General features: G+C 65.2%; 19 protein-coding genes. 7 read left to right on the forward strand and 12 right to left on the reverse strand.

Translation table 11 applies throughout. From position 1 onward, the window contains the following. The first annotated feature begins 191 nt into the window (after positions 1–191). A complete protein-coding gene (locus YH64_RS13870; protein ID WP_046804819.1) occupies positions 192–1,088 on the forward strand; it encodes a LysR family transcriptional regulator in 897 nt (298 codons plus the stop codon). Positions 1,089–1,162: 74 nt separating this feature from the next. Here YH64_RS13870 and YH64_RS13875 read toward each other — a convergent pair whose 3' ends face one another. The 3 genes from YH64_RS13875 to YH64_RS13885 form a co-directional block, all read right to left on the reverse strand. Beyond that, positions 1,163–3,448 carry a bifunctional diguanylate cyclase/phosphodiesterase gene (locus YH64_RS13875; protein ID WP_046804820.1) on the reverse strand — a complete coding sequence of 762 codons (2,286 nt, stop codon included), beginning with the start codon at positions 3,446–3,448 and terminating at the stop codon, positions 1,163–1,165. Between the two features lie 78 nt (positions 3,449–3,526). Next, positions 3,527–3,703 (reverse strand): DUF3606 domain-containing protein, encoded by a 177-nt coding sequence (locus YH64_RS13880; RefSeq protein WP_082134474.1) that lies wholly within the window; start codon positions 3,701–3,703, stop codon positions 3,527–3,529. Between the two features lie 81 nt (positions 3,704–3,784). Next, positions 3,785–4,711 carry an oxidoreductase gene (locus YH64_RS13885; RefSeq protein ID WP_046804821.1) on the reverse strand — a complete coding sequence of 309 codons (927 nt, stop codon included), beginning with the start codon at positions 4,709–4,711 and terminating at the stop codon, positions 3,785–3,787. Positions 4,712–4,963: 252 nt separating this feature from the next. Here YH64_RS13885 and YH64_RS13890 point away from each other — a divergent pair, with 252 nt between their 5' ends. The 4 genes from YH64_RS13890 (at position 4,964) to YH64_RS13905 (ending at position 10,644) form a co-directional block, all read left to right on the forward strand. Continuing rightward, positions 4,964–7,210: a hypothetical protein gene (locus YH64_RS13890; protein ID WP_255444432.1), complete on the forward strand. Its 2,247-nt coding sequence runs from the start codon at positions 4,964–4,966 to the stop codon at positions 7,208–7,210. Between the two features lie 10 nt (positions 7,211–7,220). Next, positions 7,221–7,487 carry a hypothetical protein gene (locus tag YH64_RS13895; RefSeq protein ID WP_052946016.1) on the forward strand — a complete coding sequence of 89 codons (267 nt, stop codon included), beginning with the start codon at positions 7,221–7,223 and terminating at the stop codon, positions 7,485–7,487. A 61-nt stretch (positions 7,488–7,548) separates the two neighbouring features. Next, on the forward strand, positions 7,549–9,693 hold the full coding sequence (locus YH64_RS13900) for a phosphocholine-specific phospholipase C (RefSeq protein ID WP_046804822.1): 2,145 nt from the start codon (positions 7,549–7,551) through the stop codon (positions 9,691–9,693). 66 nt (positions 9,694–9,759) lie between these two features. Beyond that, entirely contained in the window at positions 9,760–10,644 is an 885-nt protein-coding gene (locus YH64_RS13905) for a LysR substrate-binding domain-containing protein (protein ID WP_046804823.1), read from the forward strand. A 74-nt stretch (positions 10,645–10,718) separates the two neighbouring features. Here the strand turns inward: YH64_RS13905 and phnX are convergent, their stop codons facing one another. From phnX to phnD, 5 genes are read right to left on the reverse strand one after another with little or no spacing between them, the layout of a single operon-like run. Then, positions 10,719–11,558 (reverse strand): phosphonoacetaldehyde hydrolase, encoded by an 840-nt coding sequence (gene phnX / locus YH64_RS13910; protein WP_082134475.1) that lies wholly within the window; start codon positions 11,556–11,558, stop codon positions 10,719–10,721. A gap of 59 nt (positions 11,559–11,617) precedes the next feature. Then, positions 11,618–12,709, reverse strand: coding sequence for an iron-containing alcohol dehydrogenase PsrA (gene psrA, locus YH64_RS13915; RefSeq protein WP_046804825.1), 1,092 nt, complete (start codon positions 12,707–12,709; stop codon positions 11,618–11,620). Between the two features lie 25 nt (positions 12,710–12,734). Continuing rightward, positions 12,735–13,553, reverse strand: a complete 819-nt coding sequence (phnE, locus tag YH64_RS13920; RefSeq protein ID WP_046804826.1) for a phosphonate ABC transporter, permease protein PhnE — start codon at positions 13,551–13,553, stop codon at positions 12,735–12,737. Between the two features lies 1 nt (position 13,554). Continuing rightward, a complete protein-coding gene (phnC, locus tag YH64_RS13925) occupies positions 13,555–14,364 on the reverse strand; it encodes a phosphonate ABC transporter ATP-binding protein (RefSeq protein ID WP_046804827.1) in 810 nt (269 codons plus the stop codon). Then, positions 14,361–15,251 carry a phosphonate ABC transporter substrate-binding protein gene (gene phnD / locus YH64_RS13930; protein WP_082134486.1) on the reverse strand — a complete coding sequence of 297 codons (891 nt, stop codon included), beginning with the start codon at positions 15,249–15,251 and terminating at the stop codon, positions 14,361–14,363. Before phnD ends, phnC begins: the two co-directional genes overlap by 4 nt. Before the next feature lie 113 nt (positions 15,252–15,364). On the opposite strand from phnD, the gene YH64_RS13935 reads away from it, so the two are divergent. Further along, on the forward strand, positions 15,365–16,240 hold the full coding sequence (locus YH64_RS13935; protein ID WP_046804828.1) for a LysR substrate-binding domain-containing protein: 876 nt from the start codon (positions 15,365–15,367) through the stop codon (positions 16,238–16,240). Positions 16,241–16,451: 211 nt separating this feature from the next. Here the strand turns inward: YH64_RS13935 and YH64_RS13940 are convergent, their stop codons facing one another. From YH64_RS13940 to YH64_RS13955, 4 genes are all read right to left on the reverse strand, one after another. Next, entirely contained in the window at positions 16,452–17,765 is a 1,314-nt protein-coding gene (locus tag YH64_RS13940) for a 3-hydroxyacyl-CoA dehydrogenase (RefSeq protein ID WP_052946017.1), read from the reverse strand. 23 nt (positions 17,766–17,788) lie between these two features. Then, on the reverse strand, positions 17,789–18,940 hold the full coding sequence (locus tag YH64_RS13945; RefSeq protein ID WP_046804829.1) for an acetyl-CoA acetyltransferase: 1,152 nt from the start codon (positions 18,938–18,940) through the stop codon (positions 17,789–17,791). A 91-nt stretch (positions 18,941–19,031) separates the two neighbouring features. Next, the gene (locus YH64_RS13950; RefSeq protein WP_255444435.1) at positions 19,032–19,439 is read right to left on the reverse strand and encodes a Zn-ribbon domain-containing OB-fold protein; all 408 of its coding nucleotides are present in this window, start codon (positions 19,437–19,439) and stop codon (positions 19,032–19,034) included. A gap of 272 nt (positions 19,440–19,711) precedes the next feature. Next, positions 19,712–20,641 carry a LysR family transcriptional regulator gene (locus YH64_RS13955; protein ID WP_082134477.1) on the reverse strand — a complete coding sequence of 310 codons (930 nt, stop codon included), beginning with the start codon at positions 20,639–20,641 and terminating at the stop codon, positions 19,712–19,714. 272 nt (positions 20,642–20,913) lie between these two features. Here YH64_RS13955 and YH64_RS13960 point away from each other — a divergent pair, with 272 nt between their 5' ends. Continuing rightward, on the forward strand, positions 20,914–24,231 hold the full coding sequence (locus YH64_RS13960) for a carboxyl transferase domain-containing protein (RefSeq protein WP_046804831.1): 3,318 nt from the start codon (positions 20,914–20,916) through the stop codon (positions 24,229–24,231). The last annotated feature ends 8 nt before the right edge of the window (positions 24,232–24,239 follow it).

Below are 24,239 nucleotides of genomic sequence, written 5' to 3' on the forward strand. Positions count from 1 at the left end.
GCCGTCCCCGGAATGGGCATTATGTTTTTGTGGCCCGGGATGCGGTAGTGACGTTGCGCGATGAGCTGTGTCGCGCGTTGCGGAACACCGGCGCGCGAGGCGTCTTCCATCGCGGCAGTTGGGGCTGTTGGTGCCGGATTGCGTAGTGCTATCCTGCGGCGAACTGCGTCGCAAAACGGGGGCAACGCCAAGTGGATATCGAAGAGCTACAGACTTTTATCGAGGTGGCAGACGCGGGCGGCGTGTCGCCGGCCGCGCTTCGGATGGGCGTGTCCAAGTCCATCGTCAGCCGTCGCCTGCTGCGCCTGGAAGAAGAGCTTGGCGTGCAGTTGCTGGCGCGCTCGACACGCGGCGCGGCGCTGACGGAAGCGGGCGCCACCTTCCGTGACCATGCGGCCCGCGCTTGCGCCGAAATAGACCTGGCGCGCGAAACCATCGTGCCCGCCGGCGAACTGCGCGGCCGCCTGCGCGTGGCCGTGCCCGTGTCGTTCGGCCTGACGCACTTTGCGCCGGTGGTCGCGGAAATGGCGCGGCGCCATCCCAAGCTGCACGTGCAGACCTGCTACAGCGACCGCTTTGTCGACCTTATCGCCGAAGGCTACGACTGCGCGATCCGCGTCGGTTATCTGCAAGACTCCAACCTGGTCGCCAGGCGCGTCGGCCCCATCCTGGGCAAGCTGCTTGCCAGCCCCGACTACATCAAGACGCATGGCGCGCCGGAAACGCCTGCCGAACTCGCTGCCCATCAAGCGCTGATGCAGGGCACCGAGGCGTGGCAATTCATGGACGGCGACAAGATCATCACGGTGCGTCCGCAAGGGCGCTTCAAGGCCGACAACGGCGCGGCCCTGGTTACGGCGGCCGCGGCCGGCCTGGGCCTGGCGTACCTGCCCGATTGCCTGACGCATGACTACGTGGTGGCGGGCGCGCTGGTGCCCATCATGCCCCGCTACCCGCCGCCGCCCGCGGGCGCCTACGTGATCCGGCCGCCCGGTCAGCATCCCGCACGCAAGATCCGCGTTTTGACGGAATTGCTGATCGAACACTTTGGCAGCTCGCCACATTTTGCGGGCACGGTTTCGGCGTAAGCGGCATTCGGCCCGGTGGCCCGCTGGCCCGGTGGCCCGGTGGCCCGCGGGCGCGTCGCCCGTTCGCCCAACGTTCAGTCCACCGCGCGTGCCATTTGCAAATGCTGCGTAATTTCTTCCGCCGGCACCGCCTTCGAAAACAGAAAGCCTTGCAGCTCGTCGCAGCCGGCAGCGCGTAGAAAATCGCGTTGCGCCGCCGTCTCGACGCCTTCGGCGTTGACCGTCAGCCCCATCGAGCGGCCCAGCGTCACGACGGCATTGACGATGGCGGTGGAATCCGCGCCTTCGCCGATATTGGCCACAAAGCTGCGATCGATCTTGATTTTGTCCACGGCGAATTTCTGCAAATAGCTCAGGCTGGAATAACCGGTGCCAAAGTCGTCCAGCGCGATCCGGAACCCTACCGCGCGCAACTGTGCGATGGCGTTTTGCACGCGCCCGTCGTCCTCGATGAACACGCCTTCGGTCACCTCCAGTTCGATCTGCGTCGGGCTGACGCCCGCCGAAGTCACCAGGTCGATAACGCGGGCAGCAAAGCCGGTGCTGCGAAACTGCACCGGGGAAAGGTTCACCGCGATGGACAGGCCCGGCCATTGCAACGCGGCGCGGCACGCTTCGCGCAGCACCCAATCGCCCAGCTCCACGATCAGCCCGGTCGACTCGGCAACCGCCACGAAAATCTGTGGCGGCACCGCGCCTTGGGTCGGGTGATGCCAACGGATCAGCGCCTCGACGCCCACCAGCTGATGCGTGCTGCTGTCGATCTGCGGCTGGAAACGCACACTTAGCTGGCCGCCGTCCGCCAGTGCGGCGCGCAGGTCCGCTTCCATCAACGCCTTGGCCTTCAGCGTCTCGTCCATTTCCGGTTCGAAGAAGCAATACTGATTTCTGCCTGATTCTTTGGCGCGGTACAGCGCGATATCGGCTTTGCGCATCAATTCACTGCGCGTCGTTGCATCGCGGGGCGCCATGGCAATGCCGATGCTGGCGCCGACAAAAGCGCGCCCGCCCAGCAGCTCGAACGGGGCGCGCACTTCGGCCAGGATGCGCCGGGTCAACGCGTTGGCGGACGCTTCGGAGGTGTTCTGCGCAAGCACCGCGAACTCGTCTCCTCCAAGGCGTGCAATCACATCGTCCGGCCCCAGGATGGCTTTGACGCGTCGCGCGAATTCCTGGATCAGCGCGTCGCCGGCGGCGTGCCCCCAGGTGTCGTTGACCTGCTTGAAGTGATCCAGGTCCAGCAGCAGCACCGCGCAGCTGGAATCGGGTTGTCTGCGCACCAGCGCCTGGTCCACAAAGGTGGCGAAGTAGGCGCGGTTGGCAAGGCCGGTCAGCACGTCATGAAAGGCCAGGTGCTGGGCATGCGCTTCGCTGGCTTTCAGCTCTACGTGCGCCGCGCGCAGCGCGCTCAGATGCGATTGCTGATCGCGCAATAAGCGGTACGTGCGCAGCGCCAGGAACGCCACAATAACCAGGGCGCCACCGATCATGGAGACGAAGGCGGGCAGCATCGCCCGCCATAATTCCGAGCCGGGAAGGTCGGGCCGCCACATCAGATACCCGATAGGCGCGCCGTCCGATGAAGTCAACGCCAGCTCGCGTTCGCCGTCATCGTCATGGTGGACGCGTTCAGGATGGTAGTGCAGCCCTTCAACCAGATTGCCGCGCGAAAACGCGTACAGAAAATCACCATCGATATACCGGACACTGACAAGCAGATTGTGCGGAGCGGCTCCCGGCGTGGCGGGCCGCATCTGAAAGTGGTCGATATGCATGGCGCTGACGACGGCGGGCCGATCCTGCACGATGGCAAGATCCGTGGCGTGCACGGCGGACGGGGTCGTGCGCAAAGTGGCCTCGGTAGCCGGCGCCTGGCCTGGCAAGCGTTCATGGTCGTTGTTGGGCCGGCTGATGCGACCGCGCGCCAAGTCGACGAATCTTTTGATGGCGGCCTGGTACGACGGGTACATCGACGGCGAGGCCGCCTGGCCGTTCACGCTGGCGTAGACGGGGGCATCGTCCGGACCCAGGATGAAAATAACGTCCTGGTTGAACAGCCGGTGCAACAAGGTGCCCACGTTCTCGTCCAGCCAGGCCTGGTCGGGCTTGGGCTTGGCAAGTTCATCCAGCAGCATGTCCCACAGCGCCACCCCCTCTTGTGCCTGCGACACGTCGTCCAGCACATTGCTGACGGCCTGGGCCAGCTCGCGGCGTTGCCGTTCGGCCGACATGTCGTCGCTTTTTTCCACTGAAAGATGCAGGGAAAACACCATGGCCGCCAGGAACAGCCCAAAGGCCGCCAGCAGCAGGACAAGAAGCCCCCCGGCAAATTGCGGAAGTCGCTCGACGCTTGTTTTCATGCCCGTGTCTCCGGGAAGGGCTGGCGCCTCGTCAACAAGAAACAGAAAAGGGCCGGCACTGACGCGCCGGCCCTGACTTCATTTACCCAGATGCTTGCGAACCGCGGCGGCTGATGCGCCCACCGCCTGCACCGCCTCGCGCAGTTGCGCTTCGGTAACCCCAAGCGCCTGCGTCCAGTAGCGCAGTTCGTGGGCTTCGTTCACATTGATGCGGGACCGGTCTTGGGGTCCTCGATCCTTCAGGTCGTCGGCCATGATGTCTCCTCTGTTGGAAGAAACACCTATCCAGCAAGCCGCGTTCCCGATGCGCAGCTTGCGGCCGGGGCTTGCCGGAGGTCAGCCCGGTCCGTCGCTGGCGGCGGCCAGCAGCGGCACCACGATGTCGCTGATTGGCGTGGCAATGCCATGCGCGCGGGCGCGGCGCGCGATGACGCCGTTGCGGATATCCCATTCCAGCGGCCGGCCCGCCTGGCGGTCCGCCAGAATGGACGTGCCCATGTCGGCCGGAGCGGCCTGGAACTTTGCAAGAATCTCTTCTGGGGTCTCGTCGCCCAGCTGCGCGCCTTCCGCGCGGGCCACGGCCAGGCATTCCTGTAGATAAGCGATGGCAAGCGTGGCGATGTCGGGCCGCGCGAACATGCCGGCGCGGCGGTGGGTAAGCGCCATCAAGCCCGCCACCGCGTTCTGCAACAGCTTGCGCCAGGCCAGCGTCTGGAAGTTGGCGGTGACGTCCACCGCGCACAGCGTGCCGCGCAGCGCCTCGGCCACCACGTGCGCCGCCTGCGTGTCCGGCAAGCTAAGGCGCGCCTCGCCACGCAAGCGCACCGAGCCGTCCGGCTGCCCCTGCGCGGGAAACCACACCACGGCGGGAATGATGCGAGCGCCAGGAGAGTCCGAGGCGTTTGGGGACGTCGGGGCGTGCCGGGCGACCTGCTCCATTTGCTCGACCCCGTTCTGCAAGACGCACACGACGGTGTCCGGGCCGCACAACGCCGCCAGCCAACCTGCCGCAGCCTCGGTCTGGGTTGCCTTGACGGCAAGAAAAACGATATCGACGGTGCCATCGAGCTGGCCGGGATCGTTGCGCACCGGTCCCGGAACCGTGATGCGGCGCTCGCCGTCCTCAAGAATCAGTTCACTGCGCGGCGTGCGCCCGCACAGCAAGGGCGTACGGCCAGCCTGGTGCAAGGCCGCCGCCACCGTGGTGCCGATGGCGCCGGGTCCGACGATGGCGACGGTTGCTGCATCTGTTGCGGTACTCATGGAATGGGGTTCCTTGAAAAGCACGGTGGAGGGCGGGGGCGCGGATCGCGCCCGGACCGTGTGTCGTGCCTGGCGGTCGCGTTCGGGTTGGCCCGACGGGCACGGTTCGATCGCTATTACAACATCCCGGGCCCAGGCGACCTTCCGAAAAGATCGGCAGCAAAGACGATCAACTCCTAGGAAATCGTCGCCACTGCGTAACCGCGCTCGGCTCAAATCCGGTCATTCCTACCCAACGGAGACCGTCGAAAAATGAGAGCCCAGCATCCCGCCATTTCCGCGCTGACGCGCCCGTCAGCGAATCGGGCGCTACGCGTCCACCTGACGCACGACCCGCACAACCGGAGCCGCCGGCACCGCGACTTGCGCGCTGCTGCATGGATGCGTCTGGCCGCCACCGCAATGCTGTCGTTGGCGCTGACTGCATGCGGCGGCAGTGACGACGACACGGATGCGAGCGCGCCCCAGCCGGAAACACCCGCCACGCCACAGCCGCCTGCCGCATCCGCCAGCCGCCATGCGCTGGTGATCGACGTGGACAGCGCCGTTTACCGCGCGGTGCAAAGCGGCATTGCTGCCGGCACGCTTCCGAACCTGGCGCGGCTGCAGGTGCAGTTGGCCTGCAACGGCGGCGTCGCGGGCACCCCCAGCCAGCAGCCCACGTTGGACATGCCGGGCTGGGCCACCTTGTTGACCGGCACGTGGGCGAATAGGCATGGCGTGATCTCAAGCGCGCCCGTGCAAGCCTTGCGGGCCCCCACGCTATTCCAACAATCCAAGGCCGCGAACACGGGGCTGAACGGCGCGGCCGTGGCATCGCCCGAATTAGCGCAATTGCTGGTGGCCGACCACGACGCCGGCTACCTGGACACCATGGCCGACTGTTCGGACCAGGCCGCCACTATGGATTGCGTGTCGGATCATGCCGTGCAGATGATCGGCGGCGGCTATCGCACGGTGGTCGCGCAATTTCGGTCCGCCAAGGACGCTGCGCTGGACTACGGCCTGGGCTCGCCCCAATACACGGCCACGCTGGCCAAACTGGATCGCGCCGTCGGCGCCATGCTGGACGAGACCGGCAAGCTTGCGGACCGCCAGTGGCTGATCGTCGTGACGGGCAACCACGGCCTTAGCGACAACAGCCAGGACGACGGACTGCCGCTGCTGCCGGAATCGGCCACCTTCATCGGCTTGAACCAAGCCACGAACAACGGCGGCCTGGGCATCGGCGCGCCGTTGCCTGCCACGCTGGACGATCTGTATGGCTATGCCGGCATGGCCGATGTGGCGCCGACGGTCTTGGCATACCTGAACGCGTTGCCGCAGGCCACGCAGTACACGTTTGATGGCGGCAGCCTGCTGGGGCCGCAACCGGTGTCGCGTCTGGCGGCGGCGGTTGCCGACAACAACTCGTCTTCCGTCAACGTGGTGTTGACGTGGACGGCGCCGCCAGACCGCCCCATCGACGTGCTGCGTGACGGCCGCGTCATTGCCTCCCGCCTGCCCGCGGGCACCACGACTTACACCGACAACCAGCTGACAGCGGACCTGTCCGCGCGCGGCACCTATCAGTTCACCTACACCGTGCAGGCAGGCGAAGGCGACAGCGCGGCATCGCGCAGCATCGTCAGCCCGCCGTTGTCGTACACGCCGCCGGTGCCGCTGGCTGACACGCTGCGCAACGGCCTGGTGTCCTATTACCCGTTCAGCGCGACGCTGCCGCCCGTGGACGCGCAGGGCAACAGCACGATGGGCCCCGCCTCAAGCGACCTGCCCGCGTCGGCCGGCCTGGTCGTGCCCGGCCCGTTCGCGGGCACCAACGGTTTGCTGGTGGACACCAACTTCGTTACCACCGCCGGGTTGGAAGGGTATCGCCTGACGCCCGCCAATGGCTTCGATGTGTCCAAGGGCACGGCGCCGCAGTTCACCATCGGCTTCTGGTTCAAGGCGCCGGAATGCGTGTCGCGCAGCAACGTGACGATCCTGTCCAACAAGAACTACGTCAGCGGCGGCAACGCCGGCGTGGCGATCGGCATGTTCTCCAGTTCGGGCAGCCAGTGCGGCATCGCGTTCAACATCGGCTCGGGCGGCGGCGTGCGCGCGGACGGTCCGACCAGCCCGTACACGCAGATCACCGTGGGGCGCTGGAACTACATCGCGTTTTCGGTGGACGGCGTTGCCAAAACCATGAACATGGTGGTGTTCGATTCCGTCACGGGCATGACCAACCGCGTGGCCACGGGCAAATCGACGGGGTCGGTCGATATGTCCAAGCTGTCTCCGTACCCGCAATGGGGCATCGGCGAAGACGGCACCGGCGCCTATCTGATGAACAAGTGCGGCGCCACGCCGCCGTACACGGTGGGGCTGTGCACCACCGCGCCTGCGTACCAGCAGGTGTTTGGCGATCTGGCCATGTGGAACCGCGTGCTGACCGACAGCGAACTGCAATCCATCTTCCTGTCGAACAAGCCGCTGTCCACGCTGCCGGCCCAGTAAGGAGAAAACGATGACGACTTCTTCCCTGGCAGGCAAGTGGCGTGTATCGGCCATCAGCCGCGTGTTGGTGGCAATGATGGCGTGCACCATGGTCGCCGGTTGCGGTGGTGACGACGATTCGGATGGCGATGCGCCGGCCCCGGTTGCGCAAGCGGGCGAGGGTTCGGCGACGCAGGCGCCGATCGTGGCGCCTCCTCCGGCCGGCGCCTGCCCGGACGGCGGCGCCCAGGCGGCGCAGCCCCCGGCCCTGAACTCGACGCTGGACTGCGCGCCTTGAGTCCACGGCGGTGCCGCGTGCGCGCCGCCGCCCCTCATCTATCGAACGGAACCCGATCACCATGACCCTCATGAATCGCCGCAATTTCTTGCGCGCCGCCGCGGCCACTGCCGCGCTTGGGCCCTTTCCGCCCGCCATCCAGCGCGCACTGGCCATTCCGGCCAACAACGCCACCGGCACGATCAACGACGTTGAACACGTCATCATCCTGATGCAGGAGAACCGGTCCTTTGACCACTACTACGGCACGATGCCCGGCGTCAGGGGCTTTAGCGACCGCTTCACGATACCCATGGCGTCGGGCCAGCCGGTCTGGATTCAACAAGGCACCTCGGGAACCGTTCAGCCCTATTACCTGGACGCCACCAAGGGCAACGCGCTGCGCGTGGGCGGTGCGCACAATTGGGCCGACCAGCAAGCGGCCTGGGATGGCGGCCGCATGGCCGCGTGGCCGCGTGCAAAAAACACCAAGGTCGCGATGGGCTATCTGCAGCAATCCGACCTGGCGTTTCACTGGTCGCTGGCCAATGCCTTCACGGTATGCGATGCCTATCACACGGCGATCAACACGGGCACCTTCACAAACCGCATGTTCCTGTGGAGCGGCACCAACGGCGCCAACGTGACCGATCACGCCTGCGTGACCAACGCGAACTGGGGAGGCCTGGGCCCGTCGCAAGACGGGCTGGACTGGATGACCTACCCCGAACGCCTGCAAGCCGCCGGCGTCAGCTGGAAGGTCTACAACACGCCCGGCAACAACAGCAACAACAACCAGCTGGTAGCGTTTGCCGCGTATCGGGCCGTCAACGAGCGGCTGGCCGCCGTGGGCTCGCCGTCCGCGCCCTACACGCCTTCCATGGAAGCGATGTCGCCCTTGTACAAGGGCTATGGCAACACGATGCCCGATGGCGGTTACCTGCAAGCGATCGCCGACGACATCGCCATGGGCACGCTGCCGCAGGTGAGCTGGATCGTGGCGCCCGGCCCCTACAGCGAACATCCCAGCATGTCGGTGCCGGGGCAGGGCGCCTGGTTTGTAGAGAAGCTGCTGGAAACGTTGACCGCCAACCCCGACGTCTGGAGCAAGACGGTTCTGATCTTGAACTACGACGAGAATGATTGCTTCTTTGACCACATGCCGCCGCCCGCGCCGCCCTGGCGCGATGCCGACGGGGCGCAGTCGGGCAAGTCAACCGTGGACATCGAAAAGGAGTACTACACGATGCCCGCGCCGCCGGGAGACACCAGTAAGGTCACGCCCGACGGCAGGCCGTTTGGCGCCGGGCCGCGCCTGCCCACGCTGGTGATATCGCCTTGGAGCGTGGGCGGATGGGTTAACTCGCAGCAGTTCGATCACACCTCGGTCCTGCGGTTTCTGGAGCAACGCTTCGGCGTGGCCGAGCCGAACATCAGCGCGTGGCGCCGTGCGGTCTTTGGCGACATGATGTCCTGCTTCAACTTCAAGGACCCCAACACTGCCAAGCCCATGCTGACCCCGGCGCCGACGCGTGCCGAGGCCGACGCCACGCTGGCCCAGCAAGTCGGCTCGGGCACCGTGCCCGTGCCGGACGTGGGCACGGTGCCCCTGCCCACGCAGGCGCGCCTGGTGCGCCCGTCGCGCGCACTGCCCTATCACCTGCACACCAGCGCCAACGTGGATGCAAGCGCCGGGCAGGTCTGGCTGACGTTCAGCAACACTGGCGCGCAGGGCACCGTGTTTCACGTGTACGACGAGCTGAACCTGGCCCGATATCCACGGCGTTACACCGTGGAAGGCCGCAAGATGATCTCGGACTCCTGGCAGGCGACGGCCGACAATGCGGGCCGCTACAGCCTGTGGGTGCTGGGGCCCAATGGCTACCACCGGGGCTTCAAGGGCGACATCAGCGCATTGGGCGGTGGACCGAACCCCGAGGTGCGCGTGTGTTACGACGAGCGTGGCCGCGCCGTGTCGCTCACCATCATGAACATGGGCACCGCGCCCGCCACGGTAACCGTACAGGCCAACGCGTATCGCGCTGACGGGCCCTGGACGTACACCGTCGACCCGGGCATGCAGGTCGAGCCACGCTGGTCGGTAGAGGCAACGAACAATTGGTATGACTTCACCGTCACCATGGGCTCTGACTTCGAACGCCGCTTTGCCGGCCGCATGGAGACCGGCCAGGACAGCACCAGCGATCCAGCGATGGGGGTCGTGTAAGCGTCATGTACCTCCGGCATCATTGCGGCCAACCTAATCTTCAATGGCCTGCAGAGACCGCCATTCATGACGCTTAATCAGATACGCGCCTTCATCATGGTGGCCCAGCACGGCGGCTTCACGGCGGCCGCCCGTGTGCTGGGCATGAGCCACACCACGCTAAATTCCCAGATCCAGATGATCGAGCGCGAGTACGGCACCGAACTGTTCCACCGCCGGGGCCGGCGCGTGGAACTGTCCGCGCTGGGGCTTGAAATGTTGCCGCTGGCGCGGCGCATGGTGTCGCTGGAAGCCGATATGCGGCTGATGCTTGACGATAGCGGCAAGCTGCGGCGCGGGGCGCTGAAGGTGGGCGCGGTGGGGCCCTACCACGTCACGGAGATGATCGAGGCCTATCATGCGGTCTATCCACGGATCTCGCTGTCAATCACGCTGGGCAACTCGGAAGTGGTGCTCGACGATCTGGACAAATACGTCTGCGACGTCGGGGTGGTAGCCAGCCGCTATCCCGAAGAGCGCTACTACATGCAGCCGTATGCTCGCTATCCGGTCATTGCCTTTGTGCGGATCGACCACCCCTTCGCCCAGCGCGAATCCATCCAGTTAAAGGAACTATCCGACCAGCCCTTGCTGATGCGCGAACCCGGCTCGACAACGCGCAAGGCGCTGGAAGATGCGCTGCGGCAGCACAACGTCCCGGTGGAAGTGGCCATGGAAATCGGCAGCCGCGAGGCGCTGCGCGAGGCGGTGGTGCGCGGACTGGGCGTGGGCACCGTCTCTGAATCCGAGTACGTGCCGGATCCGCGCCTGCGGCCCGTGCGTATTGAAGGCGACGTGGTCTCGACCCATATCCACGTGTGCTGCCTGCGCGAGCGTCGCGAGAGCCCGCTGATTGCGTCGTTCTTCGACGCGATACGGCATTGCGATGCCGCGCGCGCGGACGCGTACTGACGCAGGCGACGTCTCGTGGAAAAAAAGCGCCGACGGGAAGCATCCCGTCGGCGCCTTTTTACTCGTTCCGAGATTCAGGGCGTTTCGCCGCGCGCCAAGCGTTGCCTGATCTGTTCAATGACGGCGGGCAGATCGGCCACGCTGTCGATGGCGTAGTGCGCGCCGGCCTGCGTCAGGCGGCGGGCGGCATGCGCCACACGGGCCTGCACCTGGACGGGGTCGGCGGCGGCCAGTTCCGCTTGCGAGTAGCCCACTTCGTTGCCGGACAGCGTCAGGCCCACGCACCACATTCCGGCGTTGCGTCCTTCCTCGATGCCCGGCGCGGTGTCATCGACCTTGATGCAACGGCGCACGTCTTGCGCACCCAACGCCAGCACGTTGGCCAGCGCCATGAAGGGGCCGGGCCGACCACCCGCGGGCAGTTCGTCTCCGGCCACCACCCAGTCCGGCGCAATGCCGTCGGCCGCGGCATGCGGCAACAGCACGTCCAGTACCTGGCGCGGATAACCCGAGCATGACCCGATCTTGATGCCTTGTTCGCGCAGGGTCTTCAACGTCAGCACCGCGCCCGGAATCGGCTGCGAGTACGCGGCCACTTTTTCGATCTGCATCGGCATGAAGCGCTGATAGATCGCGTCGATGTCCGCGTCCGTTGACGCCCGGCCGAACGCTTGGATCCATTGCGCCTGGATGGGCGGGTCGGCAAGCAGCGTACGGATGTGATCGCGCTTGGACAAGCCCATGGGGCCGCGCGCCTGCTCCAGCGTGATGTGCACGCCGAAGGTGGCGAATGCGTCGACAAAGATCTGCGTGGGCGCCAGCGAGCCGAAGTCCACCAGCGTGCCGGCCCAGTCAAAGATCACCGCTTCAATCGCGGGCAGGGGTTCGCCCTGGGGCATGGAAACCTGATTCATGTTCAACAACCTGAGAAGGGAAGTAGTGCCGAAGTCGGCAAAAGGGGCATCGGCGCGGCTCATTGGGCGCCGACAAAATTGCGGCCGCGCGGCCCCAGCAGTGCATCGGCCACGCGCTTGTCCCACTGGTCCGGTGCAACGCCATACGCGGCGGGGTCCGTGCTGACGCCCAGGTCTTCAAGAAAAGCCGTCAACACCCGCGCGGCATGGTCGGCATCGCGCGCGTCGAACACGGACAGCAGCAGGGCGTCCAGTTCCGCGTCTTTGCCAAACGCCATCTGCATGACACGCGGCAGGCTGAACGAGCAGGCAATACCGTGCGCGATGCCGTGATCCAGCGTCAGTCCGTACGACAACGAATGCGCCAACGCAGTCTTGGTATTGGAGAACGCCAGTCCGGCCAGGGTGGCGGCCACGGCAACGCGTGAGCGCAGCGCCTTGCTGGTCGGGTCTTGCATCAGCAGCGGCAGGGCGGACAGCACCTGGCGCGCAGCGGACACGGCCAGGCTGGCCGAGACGGGATTGCGATGGACGTTCCATAGCGATTCCAGCGCATGCGACAGGGCGTCCAGGCCGCTTGCAAGCGTGGCGCCATACGGCAGGCTGAGCATCAGCGTGGGGTCGATCAGGGCCGCTTCCGGCCAGGTCCAGGGCAGATGCAAAGAGTATTTGCGGTTTTTCTGCTGGTCCCACAGAGTGGCCCACGGGGTGACTTCGCTGCCGGTGCCGGCCGTGGTCGGCAGTGCGATCAAGGCGCGCGCGCGGTCCGGCGGGCTAGTCATCGCCGCGTTGCCGGACAGGCAGTCCAGCAACTCATCGAAGGTGCCCGACGGCGTGCGCGTCAGCATGGCCTTGGCGCAGTCAATCACGCTGCCTCCGCCCAGCGCGATGATGCATTCCACCTCGGGGTACTCGCGCCACAGGCGTTCGTACATCGGGGCCAGCCAGGCGACATCCGGATTGGGATGCACATCGGTTTCGATGGCTACGAGCTGTTCGCCCAGCATGGCCTGGACCCGGTCGCACAGGCCCAGCGCTCGCGCCTCGGGAAATGCAATCAGGATCGCGCGCCGCGAACCCAGCCGCTGGGGCAGGCGCTCCAGCGCGCCATCGCCCGCGTCGACGCCGACGGGATTATGAAAGTGCCACATGTCAGTCTCTGAAAATGATGGGGATTCAGCCACGCCCGTTCTCGCGGATCGCAACCCGCAGGCGGTTGGAAATCAGGTCGGCCACGATCACCATGACGGTGATGACGACAATGCAGGTTGCCGTTTCCTGGTACTTGAACAGCTTTAAGCTGCTGACCAGTTCAAAGCCCAATCCGCCGGCGCCTACCATGCCAAGCACGGTGGCGGAACGCAGGTTGACTTCAAAGCGGTACAGGATCACCGCGATCCATGCCGTGATCACCTGGGGCAGCACGCCGAACACGATCACCTGCAACGGCCGGGCGCCGGTGGAACGCAGCGCTTGCAGCGGGCCGTCGTCGATTTCCTCGATACTTTCGGCAAAGAACTTGCCCAGCATCCCTACGCCATGCACGGCCAGCGCCAGCACGCCGGGGAAGGGGCCCAGCCCCACCGCCGCGACGAATACCAGCGCCAATATCAATTCGTTGATACTGCGGATCACGTTCAGAATCTGCCGCGTGGCGCGATACAACCACGGGTTGACGTGCAGGTTGCGCGCGGCCAGGAACGACACGGGCAGGGCGCCCAGCACACCCAGCAAGGTGCCCCAGATGGCGATCTGCACCGTTTCGATGGCCGGGGCCGTCAGCGAATGCAGGATGCGCCAGTCGGGGGGAAAGGTCCGGCTCAGGAAGTCGGCAATTTGCGGAATGCCGGCAGCCAGCTCGGCGGCGCTAAGTTGCGCGCCTTGGGCGCTCCATTGCAGCGCCGCGATCGTCAGCGCCAAAGCCGCCATGACCCATGCCCAGCCCTTTACGCTGGTGGGCAAGGGCGCGACCCACAGGTATTTCTTGTCGTCCATCTCAGGCTCCTTTATGCGCGGCTTGCAGCGTTTCGGCGGAGAACGGCGCGTCGCCGGCGGCAGGGGCCGCGCCGCCGGCGGGTTCGGCACCGGGGTAGATGCGGGCAAGGTCGGCCTCCTGCATGGCGCCGGGCAGGCCGTCGTACACCACGCGGCCGTGCGCCAACCCCACGATGCGGTCGGCAAATTCCCTGGCGTAATCGACCTGGTGCAGGTTGCAGACGACGGTGATGCCTAGCTCACGCGTAGCGCAGTGCAGATACTGCATAACCAGCCGAGCGGTCTTCGGGTCCAGGCTGGCGACGGGTTCGTCGGCCAGAATCACGCGCGGCCGCTGTGCCAGCGCCCGGGCAATGCCGACGCGCTGGCGTTGGCCGCCCGACAGGGAATCGGTGCGGGCCTGCGCCTTGTGCGCCAAGTCCACACGCGCCAGGCATTCCCGCGCCAGCGCGACGTCGGCGCGGCTGAACAATTGCAGCACCGAAGTCAGCACCGGCACGGCGCCCAGCCGTCCGGTTAGCACATTGCGCAACACCGACAGGCGCGGCACCACGTCGTGGTGCTGGAAGATCATGGCCACCTGGCGCCGCAGCGCACGGGTGTCGCGGTCGGCCATGGCGTTGATACCCGCCACGGTCATCTCGCCCGCGTCCGCCTCGACCAGGCGGTTCATGCAGCGCAACAGCGTCGACTTGCCCGCGCCGGACTGTCCCAGTATCACCAGGAATTCGCCGGCGTCCGCTTGCAGATCCACGCCGCGCAGCACGTCGTTGGCGCCGTAGCGCTTGGTCAGGCCGCGCAGCGAGATCATTTCATGCTCCGCAGGTCCAGCTTGAGCACCTTGGCGGTGTCGCGAACCACGTTATAGGCGGCGTCGGTGGTGGGCTGGAATCCGTTGAGCATGCCTTGGTCGCCCCACGGCACGTCCTTGATATTGGCCAGTGCGCGCGCCACCTTTTCCTTGACGGCGGGGTTCAGGTCCTTGCGCCAGACCATGGGCGATTCCGGGATATCGCTGGACCTCCACACGACGCTCAACTCATCCTGGCGCAGCTGGCCTTTCGCGATGGCGCTGGCGTAGATGCGGTCGGCCACGGCGGCAGCGTCAACTTTCTTGTTGGCCACGGCCAGCAGGCTGGCATCGTGCGAGCCCGAGAACACCACGCGCGAGAACAACTTGGCGGGGTCATAACCGGCTTGCTCAAGCCCGGACTTGGGAAACAGATGGCCCGATGCGGAGCTGGGGTCGACAAACGCAAAGGTGTGGCCCTTCAGGCCTTCCACGCTATTGATACCGCTGTCCTTGCGCACCACGATCAAGCTCTTGTAGGCGCTTTTGCCGGACTTCTTGGTCACGGCTACCGAGAACGCCTCGACATCGGCGACCGACGCCGCCAGCACGTACGAGAACGGTCCCAGATACGCAACGTCCAGCTTCTTGGCGCGCAGCGCTTCGATGATGCCGTTGTAGTCGGTTGCCACGAACGGCTTCACTTTCATGCCGGTCTGTTGCTGCAACTGCTCGATCACTTGCTTGCTGGATTCGATCATCGCCTGCGAATCTTCGGCGGGAATCAGCCCGATGGTGAGTGTGTCTTGCGCTGCGTTGGCGCCCGTGGCGCCCAGGAGGCAAAGCGCGATCGCGGCGGTGGCGGCGGTGAAAGAACGGCGGGCGGTAATGCGAAGGGGGGCTTTCATGGCAAGCATCCTGGCGTGGTGGAAGGGAATGCCAGGAAGCTTAGGGATGTCACATGTCCTTCATATTATCGATTTAGCATCCGTTTCATCACTCATCCATAGATGGAACCTATATGTCGGTTGCCCGCCTGCGCGCCTTTCTGGCCGTCGCGCGTCACGGAAGTTTCAGCGCCGGAGCCCGCGCGCTGGGCTTGGCGCAACCCACCTTGACCACGCAGGTCCAGGCACTGGAAAAGCAGCATGACGTGGAACTGTTCCATCGCCGTGGACGCGGTGCGCAACTGACGCAGGTCGGGCTGGCGCTGCTGCCGGTGGCCCAGCAATTGGGCGCCTTGGAACTGGACGCCTTCAACCTGCTGCATGATGCGGGCAAGCTCAACACGGGCAAGCTGCGTATCGGCGCGGTGGGCCCGTTTCATGTGATTGAAATGGTGGACGCCTACCACCGCCTTTACCCAGGCGTGGACATGTCGATACGGGTCGGCAATTCCGCCGAGGTGCTGGCCGACCTGGAAAACTACGTGACCGACATCGCGGTACTGGCCGGCGCGCGCGACGAGCCGGGCCTGAGCGCGGAGCATTACGCCAGTCATGCCGTCATCCTGTTCGCGCCCGTGTCCCATCCCCTGGCGCGTTTCGACAGCGTGCCGCTGTCCGCCCTGCATGACGCACCCTTGCTGCAACGGGAAGCCGGGTCCACCACACGCGCCGCCCTGGAGGCCGTGCTGGAACAAGCCAATGTGCGGCCACGTCCGGTGATGGAGATCGGCAGCCGCGAAGCCCTGCGCGAAGCCGTGGCGCGCGGGCTGGGCCTGGGCACGGTATCAGAGGCCGAATTCATTCCCGACGCCCGCTTTCGCGCCATCCGCATAGAAGGGGACCCGGTGCGCACGGAGACCTATCTCTACTGCCTGAAAGAACGCCGCGAAAGCCGCCTGCTCAGTTCGTTTTTCGAGCAGGCGCTGGCGGTGCGGGACGGAGAGGGTTGAGTTTTTCAGGGAAGGGGGGGGCGGTGCGGCGGGTGCGACGGCACCCCTGCCCCTGAGCGCACGGAACAAGATTCGCTTTATGTGCGAACGCCTTGGCTTCGGTGTTGGCGCTGTCGGTGCGCCGAGCTGCCCACACAGGTCATGTATCGACAGTGCCTGCATCCCTCCGGAACAGCGTAGACGTGCTCTCTTTTATTGCGTGTGCACGGATTCAGGCAGGGCCATCGCGAAAGCCTCGCCCCTCCTGAGCGAGCTTGACGATGAGATTGGCCGGCTTCCAGTATTGGGAGCCGTGCACGGCTTCATACTTGCGCAGCCCCGCCAGAATGGCAGGCAGGCCGATCTGGTCCGCATAGCACAGCGGGCCGCCCCGATAGGCGGGAAATCCGTAGCCTTTGAGCCAGACGACGTCGATGTCGGAGGCGCGTTCGACGATGTTCTCTTCCAGGATATAGGCGGCTTCGTTGATCATCGAGTACAGGCAGCGCTCCAGGATTTCCTCGTCGGAGATGTGCCGCGCTTGTCTGCCTGAGGCGGCGCGGTGTGCGGTGACCAGTGCTTCGGCAGCCGGTGATGGGGTGGCCTTGCGGTCGCTGTCATAGTCGTAGAAACCGCCCTGGGTCTTTTGGCCCAGCCGGCCCGCGGCGACCATGCGGTCCAGCATGTCGCACTGCCGCTCGCGCGGCGTCAGGCGTTGCAGGCGGCTCTGGCGATTGCGCCAGCCCACGTCCAACCCTGCCAGATCCGCCATGGCGAACGGCCCCATCGGAAGGCCGAAGTCGCGCAGCACACGATCGATGTGAAAGAACGAGGCGCCTTCCTGGAGCAGGAAATAGCTTTCGCGCGTACGCTTGGCCAACATGCGGTTGCCGACGAATCCGTCGCAGGACCGCACCAGCACGGCGACCTTGCCCAGGCGGAGGCCCACGTCCATGACGGTAGCGCACACGTCGTCCGAGGTGACGGAGCCGCGCACGTTTTCCAGCAACTGCATGACGTTGGCCGGGCTGAAAAAGTGCATGCCGACCACGTCCTGGGGCCGCTGAGTGGCGCTCGCGATAGCGTCGATGTCCAGGAAAGAAGTGTTTGAGGCCAGGATGGCGCCGGGTTTGCAGAGCCGATCGAGCGTCTTGAATATCTCGTGTTTGAGCCCGATTTCCTCGAACACCGCTTCAATGACCAGATCCACGTCGGCCAGATCCTCGAAGCGCGTGCTGCCCTGTATGCAGGCGAGACGCTGTGCGACCTCATCTGCGCTGAGCCGGCCGCGCCGCGCGGAGTTGGCGTAGTTTTCTTTGATGCGCGCCATGCCCTGGCTGAGGCGCTCGGCGTCTTTTTCCAGCAGCACCACGGGTATGCCGGCGTTGGCGAAGCACATCGCAATGCCGCCGCCCATCGTGCCGGCGCCTATCACCGCCGCTCGGTTGACGGACCTGGCCTTGGCCGCAAACGGGGGCTTGTGCAATTGACGTTCGGCCACGAAGGGATGGTGGGTGACGACTGGCGTGCTGGTGGTGGTGCTCATGAGTGTGTCCGCGGTTTCAACGATTACAGGGTGGCGCGCGATCCGAGAATCGCCGTGACCTGGCTGGCCAACTGGCCGCCATTGCCGTGAGCCAGGGCCAGATCGACGCCGTCAACCTGCCTGGCGCCTGCGGAGCAGCGGATCTGGTGCACCGCTTCGATGGCCGCAAAAATGCCATACATGCCCGGGTGATTGCAGGACAGGCCGCCGCCGTTGGTGTTGACCGGCAGTGCGCCACCGGGCGCGGTCACGCCTGACGCCACGAACGCGCCGCCTTCGCCCTTGGCGCAGTAGCCCAGGTCCTCAAGAAACAGAATCGGGTTGATGGTGAATGCGTCATAGAGTTGCAGGACGTCGATCTCTTGCGGTGCGACGCGCGCCATCTCGAAGGCGCGTTGGCCGGATCGCACGGCACCGGTGACCGTGAGGTCTTCCATGCTTGAAATTTGGCGATGCGTGGTTGCCGCGCCGACACCCAGGACATAGGCCGGCGTGTTGGCAAATTCCGGCACGCGCTCCGCGGCGACCAGAATCATCGCTCCGCCGCCGTCCGTCACCAGGCAGCAGTCCCGCAGCGTGAGCGGGTCGGATATAGGCCGGGAATTCAGAACGTCGGCGATGCTCAGGGGGCCGCGCTCGTGGGCGGCAGGATTGAGCTGCGCCCATTGGCGCGCGGCGACCGCGACGCTGGCCAGCTGCTCGCGCGTGGTTCCGTACTGGTGCATGTGGCGTGCGGTCGCCAAGGCGTAGCCGCTGATGGGGTTGCGCGGCGAATACATCGCCTCCCAGGGGGCGGGCTCGGTCAGGGTGGTCAGCTTGCCGCCCGCCGACAGTTGGTTCGACCCATAGCAAATGCAGGCCACTTTGCACAGCCCGGCTTGCAAGGCAAGCGTGGCCGACAACAGGTGGGCAAGAAATGAGGAGCCGCCGATGTTGGTGCCATCCATATAGGTCGGATGGATGCCGAGATACTCCGCCACGGACAGGGCGGGCATGAAATGCGTCAGGGTGGACGTGAACAAGCCGTCGATCTGGTTCACGCCGATGCCCGCATCGGCCGCCGCCGCCTGAACGGCGATGCCGAGCTGATCCAACGCCGAGAACCCGGGGCTGTTCCAGCCAGGCGTGGTGCCGACCCCGACAATTGCCGAGGCCCCTCTTGTACTAGTAGCCATCAAGTCATTCCAATTAACAGGCGTCGCGCGGTCAGCCCGCGCGCACAGACACCACACGCGGTGAGCCCGCGCGCACAGACACCACACGCGGTCAGTCCGCGCGCACGAACACCACGCGCGGCACGCCAGAGGACTGGCGCCGCACTTCTGCACGGACTCGCATGCCGATCGTCACCGCAAGCGGATCCATGTCGACAACGGTACTCATCAGGCGCGGCCCTTCTTCAAGGTCCACCAGGACGACGCAGTAATTTCCACCCCGTTCGGGGCGTTGGCGCACCACAGTGGTCGAATAGATGGTGCCGCCGCCACTGGCCGCTTCCCAGCGCAGGCGTCCGCCGCCATAAGGGGAGATGGCCCGAGGATAGAAAACGGCGCGGCCGGTGGTTTCGCAGCGCTGAATCATGAACTGCCCTTGTTCGAGCATGCGCTGGAAGTACTGCTCCGGGCCGACTGCCTCGTCGCCCGCTGTGTGTGTGCTGTTAGAGGAATTCTGCACATTCGCCTCCCAAGATTCCTGGCCCCGGCCGGCCGGCAGGCGGACGGGGCATACACCCGTTGGGTGCATGGCTTGTCTGCTGGCGATGCCACGACGCGGGAATGATCTTAGGGGGGCGACCCGTCTCGGGACAATTAACTAATTTTGACGAGGGTCATAGCGATTGAGCATAGCTGGGCCGTGGCCCGGTGCGTGCCGGGTGCCGCGCAGAGGGGGCACGCGGAGGGTGTACGCGGAGGGTGTACGCGGACGTTGCAGGCAGAGGGATGTATTCAATCAGCCAGCCAGCGTACGCCGACGTACTCGAACTGTTTGATGTAGGGCTCGAGCAGGCGGATTAGCTCGGCGTGCAGCACATTGACGATGCGGGGGTTGCGGTTCAGCACGGCGGTGCCGATGATCACGGTGCGTTGCAGCGTGGGGCTGATGATGGGCGCGCCTTCGATGCGCTTTTCGGCCAGCATCGTCATGATGGGAATGACGGGCAGGATGGTGTAGCCGACGCCGCGTAACACCAGATCAAGAATGACCGCGGTGCTGTCCGACTCGGCAACCAGATTCAGGTTGACGCCAAGGATGGTGCAGGCGCGGTCTATCACGTTGCGCAAGCTGCGCGCTTCCGGCACCACCATGGGCATTCTGGAGACGGCCTCGAGCGTCATCGGGGTGTCTTCGGATAATCCGGATCCTGGCAGGCCGAAGACGTAGATGGGTTCGGAATAAGCGGGCGAGGTCTGCAGAAGTTCGGATTGCAGATAGTCGCCCATCAGGCAGATATCAAGCTTGCCGCCCTCCAGCCCCTCTTGCAGGAAATCCGAAAAGCCGGTGGCGATGCGCACGCGCAGATTGGGATACTGCTGCTGCAACGCGATGACGAGCGGGCCGGCAAGCGGGGCCGCCAGGCCGGGCAGCATGCCGATGGACACCGTGCCAAGCAAATCCGATTTTGCAGCGCCGATGTCGGCCCGGGCTTCATTGAGCCCCTTAAGGGAAACCCGCACCTGATCGACAAACCGGCGGCCTGGCACCGTCAGCACCATTCCAAGCCGGTTGCGCTCGAAAAGCGCAGTGCCCAGTTCGTCTTCCAGTTGCTTGAGCTGCCGGGACAGGGCGGGCTGCACAACGTGCAGCAGTTCCGCCGCCTTGGTGAGGCTGCCGGTTTCCGCGATCGCCAAAACCGTTCTTAATTGCCTGAGTTCCATTTCCGCCTGCTTTTATCGAGACACATGCCGAACGGCTATAGGGGTCAGAGAAAAATGTGAATTGTGCGGCTGTGGCACGACTCCTACCATCCTCACCAAGTTAACGACAACCGCCGGATCAAGCCGGGCTGCGATTGCGCGTATCCGCTTGCATGTTAATGCCTATCGGGGCCTGCCCGCGGGCGCGCCTCGTCTGGCAGGAACATGCAAGGGCTAGGGGCAGCAGCCGAAGAACTTGAGCATAAGAGTTAGAGCAGAGACATAGGATCGCTATGAAAAGAGTGTTGGTTGCCAATCGTGGCGAAATCGCCGTGCGAGTCATTCGCGCGGTGCGCGACCTTGGGTTGGAAAGCGTCGCGGTGTATTCCCAGGACGATTCAAACTCCAGGCATCGAATTGTTGCGGATACCTCGGTTGCGCTGACCGGCTCCGGTCCGGCGGCTTATATCGATATCGACGCCATCATTGCCGTAGCCATGGCCGAGCATTGCGATGCCATCCATCCGGGGTATGGCTTCTTGAGTGAAAGGGCGGATTTTGCCCTGGCTTGCGATGCGGCGGGAATCACGTTCATCGGCCCGAATGCCGATCACCTTGCCCTGTTCGGAGACAAAGGACGCGCGTTGCAACTGGCCCGCGAATGCGGCGTGCCCGTCATGCCCGCCACGCCGGGCGGTGCAAGCCTTGCGGACGTCGAACGGTTCTTCGACGAGCAGGGCGGGGTCGGGATCGTCATCAAGGCGGTCGGCGGAGGCGGCGGGCGCGGGATGCGCGTCGTCAAGTCCAAAGCCGATATCGCCGAACGCTATGCCCGCTGCCGGTCGGAAGCCATGTCGGCCTTTGGCGTGGACGCGCTGTACGCGGAACGTCTGGTCAATCGCGCGCGTCATATCGAAGTGCAGATTGCCGGCGATGGGGCGTCGGTGGTCGCGCTTGGCGATCGGGATTGCACGCTACAGCGCCGCTTTCAGAAAGTGGTCGAGATCGCGCCCAGCCCGGTGCTAAGCGCCCAGCTGCGCGCCGCCATTCTTGCCGCGGCAAAGAAAATGGCGGCCAAGGTGGAGTACCGCAGCCTGGGCACCTTTGAATTCCTGGTCGAAGAGAACGAGCACGGGGTGCAGACGGACTTTGTGTTCATCGAAGCCAATCCCCGGTTGCAGGTCGAACATACGATCACCGAGCAGGTCACGGGGGTGGATCTGGTGGCCTTGCAGATCGGCGTCGCGCAGGGCAAGCGCCTGGCCGAACTGGGCGTGGACCCGGCCAACCCGCCGGGGCTGAACGGTTACGCCATCCAGGTGCGCATCAATGCAGAATCGACCGATGCCACGGGCATGGCACGCCCGGCACACGGCAGGCTGGCGCGTTTTGAGCCGCCCGCCGGCCCCGAAGTGCGCGTCGACACCCATGCCTATAGCGGCTACGCGCCGGCCCCGGCGTTCGACACGCTGCTGGCCAAGCTGATCGTGTTCAGCAGCAATGACGATTTCTCGGGCGTGGTGCGGCGCTTGCGCCGCTGCCTGGCCGAGTTCCGCATTGCCGGTGTCGCGACGAATATCCATCTTTTGCAGGCGCTTGTGGCCCGCGAGGACTTCCTGTCGCAGCGCAACCATACGCGCTACATCGAGGCCATCCTCGGGGAACTGCTTGCAGCGGCCGAGCAGTACGCAAAGGAGCAGCAGGCCAAGGACAGCCTGATCGGGGATTCGGGCGGGCGCAGCGCGGCGGCGGCCAACTTGCCGCAGGCAGCGCAGGCCGCGCTGCCCGAAGGGCTGTCGGCATCGCGCGCGCCGCTAAGCGGCCGCCTGGTCGAGATGTCCGTGAGCGCTGGCGCGGTCGTGCTCAAGGGCCAACCCATCGCCGTGATCGAAGCGATGAAAATGGAATACACCGTCGTCGCCGACTTCAATGGCAGGGTCGTCCAGGTGCCGGCCGCCAGTGGCGGCAACGTGCTTGAAGGCCAGATCCTGGTCTTGCTGGAGCAGGAATCGAGTGGTGACGACACCGATGTCGTGACAGACGCGATCGATCTGGACGCGGTGCGCCCTGACCTGCAAGCCGTGCTCGACCGCCATGCGTCGCTTTACGATGACGCGCGCCCGCAGGCCGTGGCCAAGCGCCGTTCGCGAGGGCAGCGCACCGCACGGGAGAACGTGGACGACCTGTGCGATGAAGGCTCGTTCGTGGAGTTTGGCGCGCTGGTCATTGCCGCGCAGGCCAGCCGCCGCAGCAAGGAAGACCTGATCGCCAACACGCCCGCGGACGGCATAGTCACCGGCATTGGCAACGTCAACGGCGACGCATTCGGCTACGACGGGTCGCTGACCGGGGTGATGGCCTATGACGCGACGGTGCTGGCGGGCACGCAGGGCAAACGCAACCACATCAAGACCGACAGGCTGGTGGAACGTGCGCGCCGCGACGAAATGCCGATGGTGTTGTTTGCCGAAGGCGGAGGCGGGCGGCCGGGCGATGTGGATTTTCCGTTCGTGTCCGGGCTGTATCAGCCGTCGTTCGCCGCGCTGGCCGAACTCAGTGGCGAAGTGCCTTTGCTAGGCATTGTTTCGGGACGCTGTTTCGCGGGCAACGCCGCCTTTCTAGGGGTCTGCGATGTCATCATCGCGGACAAGAGCGCCAACATCGGCATGGCCGGCCCGGCGATGATCGAAGGCGGAGGACTGGGCATCTTCCGGCCGGAGGACGTTGGCCCCGCGCCGGTGCAGTTCGCCAATGGCGTCATCGACATCCTGGTCGACAACGAGGCGCAGGCCGTCGCGGCGGCCAAGCACTATCTGTCCATGTTCCAGGGCCGCACCAAGGATTGGGTGGCGCCCGACCCGCGCCACCTTCGTCATGTGGTGCCCGAGAATCGCCTGCGCGTCTACGACAGCCGCAAGGCCATCGAAGGCATTGCCGACGTAGGCAGCGTATTGATGCTGCGCTCGGGATTCGGCCTGGGAATGCACACCGCGCTGGCTCGTGTGGAAGGGCAGCCTGTCGGGATCATCGCCAACAATCCGCATCACCTGGGAGGCGCCATCGACGCCGATGCGGCCGACAAGGCGGCACGCTTCATGAACCTTTGCGATATCCACGGCCTGCCCATTATTTCGTTGATCGATACGCCGGGATTCATGGTCGGGCCAGAGCAAGAGGCCAAGGCACAAGTGCGGCATGTGTCGCGCATGTTCGTGGTCGCGGCCAAGCTGCGCGTCGCCATCCTGGCAATTGCCTTGCGCAAGGGCTACGGCCTGGGCGCCATGGCCATGGCTGGCGGGGGCTTTCGCTCGGCCAGTTGCGCGGTGTCGTGGCCAACGGGCGAATTCGGCCCCATGGGCCTGGAAGGCTCCATCCGGCTGGGCTTCAAGAAAGAGCTTGAGAACGTCCCCGAGGGGCCACAGCGCCAGGCGCTTTACGACGAGTTGGTGGCTCGCGCCTACGAACGCGGGCACGCCATCAATGTCGCGTCCACGACGGAGATCGACGCAGTCATCGACCCCGCGCAGACCCGCACGTGGATACGCCAAGGCATCGCGTCGGCCTCTTTGCGCGCCGGCCGGGCCCGCCGCGCCTTTGTCGATACCTGGTGATCGGGGCA

This window comes from Achromobacter sp. LC458 (assembly GCF_001005835.2).
GTDB lineage: Bacteria > Pseudomonadota > Gammaproteobacteria > Burkholderiales > Burkholderiaceae_B > Achromobacter > Achromobacter spanius_B.